Source organism: Streptomyces sp. BF23-19, assembly GCF_041106355.1.
Lineage (GTDB): Bacteria > Actinomycetota > Actinomycetes > Streptomycetales > Streptomycetaceae > Streptomyces > Streptomyces virginiae_A.
In genome coordinates this window covers 1-13555 of sequence record NZ_JBGBPT010000104.1, presented here as the reverse complement: position 1 = coordinate 13555, position 13555 = coordinate 1, and the positions used below count along the sequence as shown (strand labels likewise).

13 protein-coding genes and 1 tRNA gene are annotated in these 13555 nt (G+C 70.9%); 2 read left to right on the top strand and 12 right to left on the bottom strand.

Going from position 1 to position 13555, the window contains the following annotated elements; translation table 11 throughout:
• Nucleotides 1-53: 53 nt before the first annotated feature.
• From AB8A24_RS37915 to AB8A24_RS37900, 4 genes are all read right to left on the bottom strand, one after another.
• Complete coding sequence (locus AB8A24_RS37915) at nt 54-1364, bottom strand: tachylectin-related carbohydrate-binding protein (RefSeq protein WP_328963257.1); 1311 nt, start codon at nt 1362-1364, stop codon at nt 54-56.
• A 101-nt stretch (nt 1365-1465) separates the two neighbouring features.
• Nucleotides 1466-2671: a peptidase S1 and S6 gene (locus AB8A24_RS37910; RefSeq protein ID WP_369478765.1), complete on the bottom strand. Its 1206-nt coding sequence runs from the start codon at nt 2669-2671 to the stop codon at nt 1466-1468.
• Between the two features lie 21 nt (nt 2672-2692).
• Complete coding sequence (locus tag AB8A24_RS37905) at nt 2693-2971, bottom strand: hypothetical protein (RefSeq protein ID WP_328963255.1); 279 nt, start codon at nt 2969-2971, stop codon at nt 2693-2695.
• Between the two features lie 5 nt (nt 2972-2976).
• On the bottom strand, nt 2977-3309 hold the full coding sequence (locus AB8A24_RS37900; RefSeq protein ID WP_369478764.1) for a hypothetical protein: 333 nt from the start codon (nt 3307-3309) through the stop codon (nt 2977-2979).
• Nucleotides 3310-3425: 116 nt separating this feature from the next.
• Between AB8A24_RS37900 and AB8A24_RS37895 the strand changes: the two genes are divergently transcribed.
• On the top strand, nt 3426-4412 hold the full coding sequence (locus tag AB8A24_RS37895; RefSeq protein ID WP_369478763.1) for a LuxR C-terminal-related transcriptional regulator: 987 nt from the start codon (nt 3426-3428) through the stop codon (nt 4410-4412).
• A gap of 2 nt (nt 4413-4414) precedes the next feature.
• On the opposite strand, the gene AB8A24_RS37890 is transcribed toward AB8A24_RS37895, so the two are convergent.
• From AB8A24_RS37890 to AB8A24_RS37875, 4 genes are all read right to left on the bottom strand, one after another.
• Nucleotides 4415-4648 (bottom strand): DUF397 domain-containing protein, encoded by a 234-nt coding sequence (locus AB8A24_RS37890; protein WP_369478762.1) that lies wholly within the window; start codon nt 4646-4648, stop codon nt 4415-4417.
• Entirely contained in the window at nt 4608-5456 is an 849-nt protein-coding gene (locus AB8A24_RS37885) for a helix-turn-helix transcriptional regulator (protein WP_369478761.1), read from the bottom strand. Before AB8A24_RS37885 ends, AB8A24_RS37890 begins: the two co-directional genes overlap by 41 nt.
• Before the next feature lie 161 nt (nt 5457-5617).
• Nucleotides 5618-7312, bottom strand: coding sequence for a glycosyl hydrolase family 18 protein (locus tag AB8A24_RS37880; protein ID WP_369478760.1), 1695 nt, complete (start codon nt 7310-7312; stop codon nt 5618-5620).
• Between the two features lie 262 nt (nt 7313-7574).
• Entirely contained in the window at nt 7575-8717 is a 1143-nt protein-coding gene (locus AB8A24_RS37875; RefSeq protein ID WP_328963250.1) for an LLM class flavin-dependent oxidoreductase, read from the bottom strand.
• Between the two features lie 250 nt (nt 8718-8967).
• Here AB8A24_RS37875 and AB8A24_RS37870 point away from each other — a divergent pair, with 250 nt between their 5' ends.
• The gene (locus AB8A24_RS37870; protein WP_030728702.1) at nt 8968-9726 is read left to right on the top strand and encodes an IclR family transcriptional regulator; all 759 of its coding nucleotides are present in this window, start codon (nt 8968-8970) and stop codon (nt 9724-9726) included.
• A gap of 93 nt (nt 9727-9819) precedes the next feature.
• On the opposite strand, the gene AB8A24_RS37865 is transcribed toward AB8A24_RS37870, so the two are convergent.
• The 4 genes from AB8A24_RS37865 to AB8A24_RS37850 all read right to left on the bottom strand — a co-directional run.
• A tRNA-Lys gene (locus AB8A24_RS37865) sits at nt 9820-9893 on the bottom strand.
• A 106-nt stretch (nt 9894-9999) separates the two neighbouring features.
• Nucleotides 10000-11760: an AMP-binding protein gene (locus AB8A24_RS37860; RefSeq protein WP_369478759.1), complete on the bottom strand. Its 1761-nt coding sequence runs from the start codon at nt 11758-11760 to the stop codon at nt 10000-10002.
• Nucleotides 11761-11825: 65 nt separating this feature from the next.
• On the bottom strand, nt 11826-12419 hold the full coding sequence (locus tag AB8A24_RS37855; RefSeq protein WP_328965969.1) for a lytic polysaccharide monooxygenase: 594 nt from the start codon (nt 12417-12419) through the stop codon (nt 11826-11828).
• Between the two features lie 191 nt (nt 12420-12610).
• On the bottom strand, nt 12611-13555 hold a 945-nt coding region (locus AB8A24_RS37850; RefSeq protein ID WP_369478758.1), incomplete at its 5' end, for an SPFH domain-containing protein.

Sequence of the window (13555 nt, the reverse complement as noted above, 5' to 3'; positions counted from 1 at the left end):
GGACCGCCCGTGGGAGGTCCGGCCTTCCGTCCGTGGGCCTCCGGCGCCCTCGGTCAGCCGTTCACGACCTTGTCGTAGCGCAGGGCGACGTAGCCCGAGGCGGCGTGGCCGGCGATGCGGCCGTCGCTGCCCCCGTTGAGGTAGTCCTGGCCGCGCATCATGTCGTCGTCGGTGTTGGCCTCGTGGATGTACGAGAACTTCCCGGCGGCCTTGTCGACCCACTTCTCGAAGAGCACCACGTGCCCGTCCAGGGTGTTCAGCGCGTCGCCGGGCTGGAGGTCGGACTTGGAGATGGTGGCGGCGACGCCCGGCAGGCTCTGGGTCGTGTAGCTGCTCGCCGCGTGCCAGGCCATGGAGACGAAGCCCGAGCAGTCGGTGCGGTAGGTGTGGTCGCCGTCCGGGTCGGACGCGTAGGCGCTCTGGCTGTAGGGGATGTCGCGGTTCAGCCAGTTCACGGCACGGCTCATGATCTCGCTGCGGGCGATCTGCCCGCCCTTGGTGGAGGGCGTCGGGGTGGGCGGGACCGGCGGCTGGTAGGTGCAGTCGCTGGCGAAGGCGGAGAGCAGGGACTGGGTCCAGCCGCTCGCGTCGACCGGGTCGGCGGGGTGGTAGGCGATGTCGTCGCCCTTGCCGTCGGTGGGGTCGGCGTCGTGGTACCAGTACATCCCGCCGTTCGTACGGCCGTAGTAGAGGCCGCCGCCGGGCGAGACGAGGTTGTCGACCGCCGACCAGCCGGAGCTCTTGAGCACCGAACTCTCCCAGTCCCCGACGCCGTTGATCTGGTACGAGAGCAGTCGACCGTCGGCCGTGCTGGCGATCAGGACGTCGTCTCCGGCGGCGGCGAGCGTCTTGAGGACGAAGCCCGTGTCGATCACGGCGTGCTTGGCGATGTGGGCCGGCCCGCTGGGCTTGGCCTGGGAGACGTTGTAGCGGTGCAGCTCGCCGCCGACCGTGCCGTAGAGGTGACCGGCGCCGTCGTAGGTCAGCTTGTCGAAGGTCCAGCCGCTGTCCCAGATCTTGGTGACGCCGGCCAGGGCCAAGGCACTGTCGTTGGTCTGGATGTCCACGCGGTACAGCTCACCGGCCGTCGAGGTCACCAGCACGGTGTTGAAGTTGAGGGTGGCCATCGCCTTGGGCGTGAAGCCGAGGTTCGCGCCGATCAGGGTCTTGACGCGGTCGCCGGTGTTGGGGGCTATCGCCGTGTAGGTGAGGCGGCCGTCGGGGAGCGTGCCGTAGATCGACACGTTGCCGCCGCAGATCGCGGCGGCCTGGGCCGGCGCCGAGGTGAGGGTGACCATGCCGAGGGTGGTGGCAGAGACGGCCAGGGTGGCGGCGAGGCGGCGCTTGAGGGACGACGAGGACATGGGTGTCTCCGGATTCTGGGCAGCCCTGACGTACGCGCGTCGGGCCGGAAGCGTGAGGGGGACGGAAGACGGGGAGCGCGGGCGTGCGGCCCGGGCGGGGCTCAGTACCAGTTGTGGCTGAGGAAGTGGCTCCAGGCGCCGCAGGGCGTGTCGTACTGGCCGTCGATGTAGGACAGGCCCCACTTGATCTGGGTGACGGGGTTGGTGCGCCAGTCGTCGCCGAAGGCGTCCATCTTGGAGCCGGGCAGGGCTTGGGGGATGCCGTAGGCCGTGGAGTTCGGGTTGTCGGCCCAGTAGCGCCAGCCGCTCTCCTTGTCCCACAGCTGCTCCAGGCAGTTCCACTGGGTGGTGCTGTTCCAGGCGCCGCCGTCGTGCTTGTTCATCAGGTCACGGCCGGCCGCCTTCACGGCGGGTATGTCCCTGCCGTCGAGCGGGTCCGCGGAGGTGGTGCAGGCGAACGTCCCCGGCTGGGCGGAGAGCAACTCCTGGGTCCAGCCACCCGTGTTGACGGGGGTGTCGTTGTGGTAGGCGATGTCGCTGCCGCTGCCGTCGGCCGGATCGGCGTCCTTGTACCAGTACATGGCGCCCGTGGCTTCGATCCGGCCGTAGTACAGGCCCCCACCGGGCGAGACGACCTGGTCGAATCCGGACCAGCCGGAGGCCTTGAGGTCGTCGCGGTCCCAGCTGCCGTCGCCGGCGATCCGGTAGGAGTACAGGGCGCCGGCGGACGTGGTGGCGAGCAGGCGGTCGTCGCCGGCGGCCGTGAGGGTCTTCAGGACGAAGCCGCTGCCGATCTCCTTGCGCTGCCCGATGTGGGCCGAGCCGGTCGGCTTGGGCTGCGAGACCAGGTACTGGAGGAGGACGCCGCCGGCCGTGCCGTACAGGTGGCCGTGGCCGTCGTAGGTGAGCTTGTCGTGGGTCCAGCCGCTGTCGAAGATCTTGACGGGCGGGCGTTCCAGGACGAGGGACTCGTTGTTGGTGAGGACGTCGAGGCGGTAGAGCGCTCCCGTCGTCGATGTCACCAGCACGGTGTTGAAGTTGAGGGTGGCCATCGCTTTGGGCTCGAAGCCCAGGTCGACTCCGACGCGCACCTTCTTCAGCTGACCGGTGGCCGGGGTGATGCTGCTGAAGGTGAGGCGGCCGTCGGGGAGGATGCCGTAGATCGAGGCGGTTCCGCCGCAGGTGGTCGCGGCCTGCGCGGTGGGCGCGGCGGCGACGGACGCGGCGGTGAACAGTCCGGCCCCGACGGCGGCGGAGAGGGCGGCGACCGCGCTCTTGCGGGCAGCCTGACGGAGGGTGGGGGTCACTGCGTTCTCCTTGGGGAACGTTCAGGGATGCGGCCCGGCGGTGCGGTATCCGTGCGCCCGCAGCGGGCCGGCGGCGCCGTCGAGGATGGCGTGGGCCTGGTCGAGGGCTGCGGCCTCCGAGGAGGCGCGGAGGAAGAGGTAGACGTCGACGCCGTCGGCGGCGGCTCTGGCCCGCAGGTGTTCGAGGCCGTGCGCGGCGGGCGTGTGGGCCCAGATCAGATCCGAGACGAGCGCGAGCGCCCCGCTGTCGCGGTCGGGATCATGACGAGGTCCCGAGAGGGAGGCCCGGATGACGCGCATGCCGGCTAGTCCCAGTTGATGCTGTCCTCGGGGGACGCGGGCGCCGTGTCCCAGTTGATGCTGCCGTCGACGGAGGCGCTGACGTGGTGGCCTTCGGCGGCGCCGGCCACCGGGACGGCCGTGACCCCGGCGGCGCAGAGGGCGGCGAGGACGGCGGCGGCAGCGACGAAGCGGGCGGTGCGGGACATGGCTTCTCCCAGGGTCACGAGCTGACGGGCGATGCGTTCGGTGCGGTGTGCTGCGCGCTGATCCGGATCGTCCTTGCGGCTCTGGCCTGAGTCGGGGACTCTCGTCCCCGCCGTCCCGGTGATCACCATGTTGCTCTCGCCGCGACCCACGCAGAAGAGGTTCCGGCCGGCACCAACAGGCCTGGCACCTTGGTGACAGACATCGCCTACGATCGCGGTGGCCGCGCTCGCCTGATGCGGCCCAACTACGGCTGGGGGGCTGGGAGATGCTGCAGGCATTGGGGCTCGGGGCGGACGTGGAGGCCGTGTACCGGGGCATGCTGGCGGACCCGTCGGGAGGGGTCGCCGAGCTCGGCGCGCGCCTCGGTCTCACCGAGACGCAGGTCCGCGTGGGCCTGGACCGGCTCGTCGATCTCGACCTGCTCAGACCCTCACGCGACAGCCCCGGCGCGCTGCGGGCGGTACGGCCCGAACTGGGCCTGGAACTCCTGCTGCGCCGCCAGGAGGAGGAACTGGCCCGGCAGCAGCAGGAGCTGGCCCGCAGCAAGGCGGCCGCGGCGCAGGTGGTCTCCGAGTTCGCGGAGCTCAGCCCGAACACCGAGGTCGACGGCGCGGAACGGCTCGTCGGGATGGACGCCATCCAGAGCCGGCTGGAGCAGCTCGCGCACGGACTGACCCGGGAGTGCCTGGCGATCCTGCCGGGCGGCGCACTGTCGGAGGCGAGTCTGGAGTCCTCCCGGCCGCTGGACCGGCGCGCGTTGGCCCGGGGTATCGAGATGCGGTCGGTGTACCAGGACAGTGCCCGCAACGACCCGATGACGCTGGCCTACGCCCGGTGGCTGACCGAGCAGGGCGGCCAGGTGCGGACGAGTCCGCTCCTGCCGCCGCGCCTGCTGATCTTCGACCGGACCGTGGCGGTCGTCCCCATCGACCCCGAGCACTCCCGCCTGGGCGCGCTGTGCACCAGCGCGCCGGGCATCGTGGCCTCCCTGGCCACCCTGTTCGAGCAGACGTGGGACGCCGCCGTGCCGCTCGGAGCCGACCGCCCGCGCCCCAGCGACTCCCGGCCCACCGCGACCGAGCTGGAACTGCTGAAGCTCCTGGCCTCGGGCATGACGGACGAGGCCGCGGCGAAGCGGCTCGGGGTGTCGCTGCGCACGGTCAGGCGCCAGATGGCCGCCCTCATGGAACGCCTCCACGCGACGAGCCGCTTCGAAGCCGGCCTCAAGGCGGCCCAGCAGGGCTGGCTCTGAGGTCAGAGACTCCGCACGAAGGCCGTGAACGCGGCTGCCGTGACCGTGAAGACCGGCCCGCCGGGGTTCTTGGAGTCCCGCACGGCCACCGTGCCGTCTCCGCCGATGGTTCCGCTGTACGAGGCCTTGCGCCAGGCGGCGCCGACTGGGGCGCACTCGACGCACTCGCCGCCGTTGGAGCCGCTGTAGGACGACTTACGCCACAGCACGCTCGGCAGGTTCTGGATGCTTCCCATAGCGTTCCTCCATTACGCGAGCGATCAGCTCTGCCGACGCCCGGGGAGAGAGGGCCTCAGCCTGCAAGCGAGCGTATCCGACCGAACGCTCCTTGATCACTTGCGGGTTGGCGGTCATATGACCGGAGTCATAGCTCTCGCTGTAGTGGATGTCCGGCTCGTCGTCGAACCTCAGAAGGGTGAACGAGCCCATCATTCCCGCGTGCTGGCCCGCTGCGAAAGGCAGCACCTGGATTTCCAGCCACTGGCGGTCCTGAAGGCTCAGCAGGTGGGCGAGTTGGTTGCGCATGACCTCACGGCCACCGATCTCCCGATGGAGCGCCGCCTCGTCCAGCACCACCCACAGCACCGGCGGATTGTCGCGGGCCAGCGCGCGCTGCCGATCCATGCGCGCTGCGACAGCAGCATCGAGCGTGTCGGGCTTCTCAACGCTCAGAACGGCCCGCGCGTAGTCCTCCGTCTGCAGGAGTCCGTACACCAGCTGGCACTGGAACGTAGAGATGAACGTCGCCCGGGCTTCCATCTGGGCGAAAGCCTGGAACCACACCGGCAGCACGCTCCGCAGGACCAGGCCCACCAGGCGGGAGAAGTGCCCGTCCGTGCCCAGGGCCGCGTCAACCCGCTCCGAGAAGTCCCGCGTCGGGACCCGCTTGCCGTTCTCGATCATGCCGATCAGGGAGCCCGTGCAGAAGATGATCGCGCCGAGCTGCGCCTGCTTCAGACCCGCCTCCTCCCTCAAGCGGCGCAGCTCGTAGCTGTAGTAGTCCAGCGGCGAGGCGCTGGGATCGATGTCACGGACGACAGCCATGGGAACGGCACCCCCAAGCGGAGAACGAGCGTGTGGCCGAGGGTAGCGACACCGAAACGCACCGATGTCGTGAATCCGGCAACCATGTGACACACCTCCGCCCCACCCCCGGGAGAGTGGGGGCGGGGCGGAGGCGTCGCTCGGCGCGGGGTGGGGGGAGATCAGCAGGCGCCGAGGTCCTTCCAGACACCCCACTCACCCGTGGTGCCCGGGGTCTCGTTCTGCGTCCACCACTGGGCCTTGTACTTGCGGCCGTTGTGCGCGACCTCGTTGCCGGCCGTGTAGATCGTGCCCGCGACATACGCCGGGGTCGAGCCGCAGCCCGTCGGCGGGGTGGTCGGGGGCGTGGTCGGCGGGGTCGTGGGTGGAGTGGTCGGAGGCGTCGTCGGCGGGGTGGTCGGCGGGACGGTGGTGCCGCCGAGGGCGTCCGAGATCTGGTTCAGCAGGGTGGTGTTGTTGTCCAGGCCGAGCAGGGAGTACATCATCGCGCCGGCCAGGCCGCGCTGCTTGCCGTAGTCGACCCGGGCCTGGATGGCCTTCTGGTTCAGGCCGGTGAAGAACTCGCCGTCCTTGTAGAAGTACGAGGCCTTGGCCTGGTCGTCCCAGAAGGTGGTCGCCGGGTTGTCGACGAGGCCGCCGAGCTCCTTGTAGTTGGCGATACCGGCCTGCTGGCTGGTGGGCCGGGCGCCGGAGGCGCCGGTCGCGGACTGGGCGAGGCCGTTGTTCGCCCCGGCGGGGACGCCCTTCCAGCCGCGGTAGTAGAACTCGTAGCCCAGCGTCAGCTTGTCGGCGGGGAAGCCGCCGGTGATGCCGTAGGCCGGGTTGCCGTCGATCCAGGAGTCGATCGCGTTGTCGATGCTGTACTTCTGGGTGCCCGGCGCGATCGGGTCGGTCGGGTCGCCGGCCGGGGAGTACAGCGGGGACTGGTGGTACGTCGGGCCGTCGCTGTCCCAGGCGCCGTGCATGTCGTACGTCATGATGTTCGCGTAGTCGAGGTACGCGCCGATCTTGTCCGTCTCGATGTACTTGATCTTGTCCTGGCCGGCCGGGAGTGCCGAGGTCAGCATGTACTTCTTGCCGCCGTTGGCCTGGCCGTAGGCGTCGAGCTGCTCGCGGAACTCCTTGAGCAGGAGCGTGAAGTTCTGCTTGTCCTCGGGGGCGTAGTGGTTGCCGAGGTGGCCGCCGGAGGAGCCCGGGTACTCCCAGTCGATGTCGATGCCGTCGAAGATGCCGGCCGCGACGCCCTGGCCGCCGTATCCGCCCTCGACCGGCAGGTTGCCCTTGATGTACTGGTCGATGCAGGAGGACACGAGCTTCTTGCGGGAGGCGTCGGTCTTCGCCGCGTCGCTGAAGTACTTGGAGTAGGTCCAGCCGCCCAGCGAGATGTTGATCTTCAGGTGGGGGTACTTGGCCTTCAGCTGCTTGAACTGGTTGAAGACGCCGACGATCGGCTGGTCCCACTTGTCCGCGACGCCGCTGACGCTGTCGGCGGCGCTGAAGGACTTCTGGTAGTCGGCGTACGAGTCGCCCGCGCCGTCACCGGCGCTGGGGTTGTTGTCGTCGCCCGCCGCCTTGTTCGCCTCGAAACACGTGAGGTTGGTGGGGTGGATGTTGCCGAACGAGTAGTTGATGACGTCCAGCTTGCCCGCTATGCCACGGGTGTCGAGGTGCTTGGGGTAGAAGGCGTTGCCGTACACGCTCCACTGGTCGTAGTAGGCGATACGGACGCCGCCCGCCGCGGCCCCGGCCGAGGCGTCGGCGGCCTGGGCGGTGCCGAGTCCCGCGAAGGAGGCCAGCGCTCCGGCGGCCAACGCGGCCGTGGCGGCGGCTGCGAGGAGTGGTTTACGGATGTGCATGAGCTGTCTCCGTGGGGGTGGGAGGGGGGAGGGGAGTTCAAGCGGTTCGGGTGAGAGAAGTGATAGCGATCACTCCACCCCCACGTCAATGGTTCGGACCAAAGAAGGACTAGACCACTCACGCGCTATTTCCCCAAGTCAGAGACATGAGCGCACATCAGAAACCGCTCGCCACCCCGGGTGACGAGCGGTTTAAGGCTGCCTTCAGGCAGCTCCTCGCAAGGTTTCGGCAACAAACCAGCCAAACGCCGTTCGCACGCCGTCAATCGGCGGCGGGCGCCTCCACGGGCATGCCGTACACATCTGCGATGAGCTCGTACGAGCGCAACCGGGCGGCCCCGCTGTGGGCGTTGGTGGTCAGCATCAGCTCGTCCGCGCCCGTCCGCTTCGCCAGGTCGTCGAGCCCGGTGCGGACCTCGTCCGGGGTGCCGTGGACGACGTTCGCGAGCCAGCTGTCCACGAACTCCCGCTCCAGCGCGGAGTAGGCGTACGCCGCCGCCTCCTCGGGCGTCGGGATCAGGCCGGGGCGACCGGTGCGCAGGCGCAGCATCGACAGCGCGCCCGTGAGCACCTGGGCGCGGGCCGCCTCGTCGGTGTCGGCGGCGAGCGCCGAGACGCCGATGACGGCATAGGGGGCGTCGAGGACGGCCGAGGGGCGGAAGGTCTGGCGGTAGAGGTCGAGCGCGGGCAGGGTGCCGGCCGCCGAGAAGTGGTGGGCGTAGGCGAAGGGCAGGCCGAGCTCGCCGGCGAGGCGGGCGCTGAAGCCGGAGGAGCCGAGCAGCCACAGCGGCGGCCGACCGACGGGGCCCTGGACCGGGCCCGGTACGGCGTGCACGCGGGCGTACGGATGCCCGTCGGGGAAGTCGTCGTCGAGGAAGCGGGTGAGCTCCGCGAGGCTCCGGGGGAACTCGTCGGCGGCCTCGTCGAGGCGCCCGGGTCCGCGCAGGGCGGCGGCGGTGCGGCCGTCGGTGCCCGGGGCGCGGCCGAGTCCGAGGTCGATCCGGCCCGGGGCGAGTGCCTCCAGGGTGCCGAACTGCTCGGCGACGGCGAGCGGGGCGTGGTTGGGCAGCATGACCCCGCCGGAACCGAGCCGGATGCGGGAGGTGTGCGCGGCGAGGTGGGCCAGGATCACGGCGGGCGAGGAGCTGGCGACGCCGGGCATGGAGTGGTGCTCGGCGACCCAGTGGCGGTGGTAGCCGCGGGACTCGGCGAGGCGGGCGATCTCGACGCTCGTGCGGAGTGCGGCGTGGGCGGTGCTGCCCGCGCCGACGGTGACGAGGTCCAGGACGGAGAGCGGTACGGGCGCCCGGCCCGGGGCGGTGGCGCGGATCCCGTCGCTCGCGTTCCGGTTCGCCTCGCCGCTCCCGCGCGCGTTGCCCTGTGCGTCGTCCCCTGCGTCACTCATCGTCGCTCCCGTTTCGCTCTCCGGTCCGTACGACATCAGTGCGACACCGTACGAAGAGTTCGAACCGTGGGCGGCCGCCGGGCATTCCCGGCGCTGGGAGGCGTCGCGCATGCCACTGGCATATGCCAATGGAGTAGATCCAGGCAGACAGACCTGATTGAGCCATCAATCTCCTCAACAGGCGCTCCACATGCGCCTCTTGATGGCTATCGTGGTAGGGCAAGCGGTAACAACCTGCTAGGGGGAAACCGTGGCGCTGAAGCCCGAGCCGACCGCGCCGTTCCACTCGGTGCAGTACGCACTACGCGTACTCGAAACGATCGCGCGTCACACCGGTGGTGTGACGGACGTGCAGATCGCGCGTGAGACCGGCCTGCCCGCAGCCCATCTCGCTCCGATGCTGCTCATGCTGCGCCGGGAGGGATATGTCCTGCAGGTGTCCGACGGTGCTTACGCCATAGGGGATTCCCTCGTCCTGCTCGGCTCCGGGATCGACCGGCAGCAGGCGCTCACCGACAAGCTCCAGGAGACCCTGGACCGGCTGCGCGACTCGGTCGGCGCGGCCGTCTACATCAGCCGGTACGTGGACGGCGAGGTCAGGATCACCCAGTTCGCGGACAGTCCCCGCACCCCGAAGGTGCACGAGTGGGTCGACTTCCGCTCCGCCGCGCACGCCAGCGCGGTCGGCAAGTGTCTGCTCACACAGCTCGACCTGAACGGGCGGCGCGACCACCTGTCCCGGCACAAGATCGCCCGGCTCACGTCGAAGACGATCGTGAACGAGCGGATCCTGTTCTCCAAGCTGGACGCCCAGCCCGCCACCGTGCCGGTGCTGGACCTGCAGGAATACGCCGTGGGTACGGTCTGCGCGGCGGTGCCGATCACGGCCGGGGCCTCGGTGGGCTGCCTGGCCCTGTCGATGCCCGTCGAGCACGCGCACCGACTACGGGCCGCCGCGGACACCCTGAACCGGAAGGCCGCACCGCTGCTGCTGTCGCTCACGCTCTGAGGAGCCGACCGACAGGCCCCATGCAGGCTCCGACAGGCCCGGAAAACACTTCGGGCGGTTCCCGGTGAGACCGGAAACCGCCCGAAGGACAGGTGCGCCGCCAGGGACTCGAACCCCGGACCCGCTGATTAAGAGTCAGCTGCTCTAACCAACTGAGCTAGCGGCGCCTGCTGACAGAGAAAATACTACCCGGTCCTCAGGGGTGCTCAAAACCATTGGCCGCGGAGGTACGCGAGGGCCGGGTTGCGGGCCGGCGACTGAGCCCCGGCGACGTCACGGACCGGCGACGTCACGGCCCGCCGAGGCTTCGACGTGGCCGGGGCCCGGCCGGTCGTTCCGAGCGGGGGGTGTCCCCGGCCGTCGCAGCAGGTCGGAGCGGCCTTGGGCCGCGTAGGTCGCGAGGAGTGCGGTCAGGGCCGCTCCGTCGAGGCGGCGGTAGCCGCCGGTCGGGGAGCGGTGCCAGACCGGGTCCGCGCAGTGGAAGCCCTCGTGGCGGAGGGAGACCCGGTGGATCTTGTTCGTCGCCGTGGTCGGCATGGCCGCGACGACGCGGACGTAGCGCGGGGCCATCTTCGTGCCCAGGTCGGGCTGGCGGGAGAGGAAGGCCGCGAAGGCGGTCGGGTCGAAGGCCGCGCCGTCCCGGAGGGCGAGGGCCGCCATGACCTGGTCCCCCGCGACCTCGTCCGGGACGGCGTAGACGGCGACCGCCGCCGCGTCCGTCCAGCGGGCCAGGATGTTCTCGATCATGGCGGCGGCGAGGTTCTCGCTGTCGACCCGGAGCCGGTCGTCGGTGCGGCCCGCGAAGTAGAGGAAGCCCGCCGGGTCGCGGAAGAAGAGGTCTCCCGTCCAGTACCAGCCGTCGCGGGTGCGGTCGGCCTCCGCGTCCGGGTTGCGCCAGTACCCCTCGAAGAGGCTGCGGCCGCGGTTGACGAGTTCGCCGATCGCCTCCGAGCCGTTGAGCAGGCGCCCGTCCGGGTCGAGGACCGCGGGCGGGCATGGGGCGCCGGTGGCCGGGTCGATCACCGCCAGGTCGTCGCCGGCGCCTGCCCGGCCCAGGGCGCCGGGCGGGGTGTCCGGGGTGCTCTGGACGGAGGCGCCGCCCTCGGTGGCGCCGTAGCCCTCCACCAGCCGGACCCCGAACCGCTCGGCGAAGCGGGCCGCGTCCACCGCCCCGGCCTCGGTGCCGAAGCCGAGCCGCAGGGTGTGGGAGCGGTCGTCAGGGCGGGGCTCGGTGGCCAGGAGGTACTGGATCGCCCGCCCGACATAGGTGAAGTACGTGGCCCCGTACGCCCGTACGTCGTCCAGGAACGCGGAGGCCGAGAAGCGGCGGCGCAGCGCCACCGGGGCCCCGCCGACGAGTGCCGGCAGCCAGTCGGCGATGACGGCGTTGCCGTGGAAGAGCGGCATGCAGATGTAGTGGACGTCGTCCGGGGTGACGGTGAACCGGTGGGCCAGCGCGGCTCCGGCGGCCGCGAGCCTGCCCTGGGTACAGATGGCGGCCTTGGGGGCGCCGGTGGAGCCGGAGGTGAAGTAGAGGAGGAGCCGGGAGTCGGGTGCGGGGGCCCGCAGGGCGGCTTCGCCCGGCTCGGCGGCGACGTAGGGAGCGAGCAGGGCCTCGTACTCCTCGGTGCCGGTGACCAGGACGCGTACGCCGGGCAGGTCGAGGCCGCGCAGCAGCGGCAGGTGGGCGCGCTCGGTGATGAGGATCCGGCAGTCGGTGTGCAGGATGTCGCGGGCCAGTTCGGGGCCGCGCCGGGTGGGGTTGATCCCGGCGACGGCGGCCCCGGCGAGGGCCGCCGCGCCGAGCCAGAACGGGAACTCGGGGGTGTTGTCGAGCAGGACCCCGAGGTGTGGCTCGGCCCCCGGGGGCATGAGGTCGACGAGGAGCGCGGCGCGTGCGGCGGCCTCCTGGGCGGTCCGGTGGTGGGTGAGGACGTGCCGCTCGGTGTCCTGGTGCATCAGCCCTGGCCGGTGGTCGCCCCATTGGCGCGCTATGAGCTCCGCGACGGTGTCGGGTGCAGTCGTCGTCCGCATGCCGCCGGAGGGTAGCTGACGTTACGTCAGAACTGAACGACAGAACCGACCGTCAGAACTGAACGTCAGAACTGAACGTCCGAGCAGGCGTAGAAGGCCATCGGGGTGTCGTTGACGGTCCAGACGGCCAGGATCAGGTGCCGGCCCGTCTTACCGCTGGGCATGGCGCCCTGATGGACGGTGGTCATCGAGGGACGGGCGCCGTTGTAGGCGACGGTGAGGAAGGGCTGGGGTTCGAGGTCGGCGCGGGTGAGGGCCTTGGTGCCGGTCCAGCCGTTCTTGGTGACGTAGTACTTGAAGTCGGTGGTGGAGTGGTTGGCGGTGAACTGCCACCGGAAGGCGTAGCTCTGCCCGCTGGTCACCTTGGTGGTGGGCCAGGCGCCGCCGCGCGGGTCGTCGAGCTCGGAGAACTGCGAGAGTCCGCCGGCACATATCTTGCCGTCGGCGGGGCCGGCGGCCGGGAACCCCTTGAAGCCCTCGACGCTCTGCGGCTCCCACTGGATCGCGCCGCAGTCGGACACGGTCCTGTTGGCGCAGAGCTTCTGGCGGCTGATCGGGGTGTCGGTGTAGCCGTGACTGCTGGCGGCGGGGGCGCTGACGAGGGTGATTCCGACGACGAGGCCGAGTCCGAGCGCGGCGACGCCGGCCCGTTCGGGCATGCGGATGGGACGCATGATGCTCCTTGAACGTGGGGGGAGTTCGGTGAGAGCGCGCGCGTGTGGGGATCAGGTCTAGACCAAGTCCCAGATTATTGACGAGAGTTGGCCATGTCCATACCAATGGGAGAACGGGTGGTCCGTCACCTTCCGGCCACCCGTTCTCCCGCGCGCTCCCGCCCCCGTCGGAGCCCCTACTCGGAGCGGCCCGTGTAGAAGGCGACCGTGAGGTCCTTCACCAGCGCCTTGCGCTCGTAGTCGTCGAGCTCGACCAGCCCGCGGGAGGTCAGCCGGTGGACGGTGTCGTCGACGGCGTCCACGACCGAGGTCAGCACGGTGTCCCGGTGCTTGGCGTCGATCGCCGCGACCCGGCGGCGGCGCATGGCCTCGGCCACCTCGGCCGCGTACTCGATCCGGGTCGGCTGGGCCGAGAACACCTCGATCCCGACCGCCTCGGTCCCGGCGGCCAGCATCCGGGTCAGCGCGTCACCGACGGCCTCGGCGTCGCGCAGGGTCGGGGCGTCCTCGTGGAAGGCGTCGGCGGGCAGCTGCGACAGCACGCGGGCCATCGCCGATTCGACCTGCTCGGCGAGGTATTCCGTGTGGTCCTCGACGGCGAGGGTGGCGCGTGCGGTGTCCCGGACCTGCCAGACGACCTGGACGACGACCTGGAGGGCGAGGCCGCCCGAGTCCACGGCGGGCATCGGGTCGCTGCGCCAGTGCCGCAGTCGTACGTCGACCCGCCGGCGCAGGAGCAGGGGGCTCACCCAGGTCAGGCCGGTACGCCGGACCGTGCCGCGGTAGCGGCCGAAGAGGGTGAGCACCCAGGCGTGGCCGGTGCGGGAGCGGCCGAGTCCGCCGAGCGACACGAGGGCGACGATGCCGAGGAAGGCGAGCGGCGGCCAGTGGGTGGCGCGCAGGCCGTGGTAGGCGCGGGGGGCCGCCCCGAAGGCGGCCACGAAGGAGGCGGGGACGGCCCCGGCCCGCCAGAGCACGGCCACGCAGCCGGCGAGGGCGAGCCCGCCGACGGCCACGCCGACCCAGCCGGGCAGCACCGGGCCGCGGTGCTCGCGGAGCCGGTCGTTCCTGCTCGCCGCCGACCGGGCCGCACGCAACGGCGTCCCCGTCGTCGCCGTCAA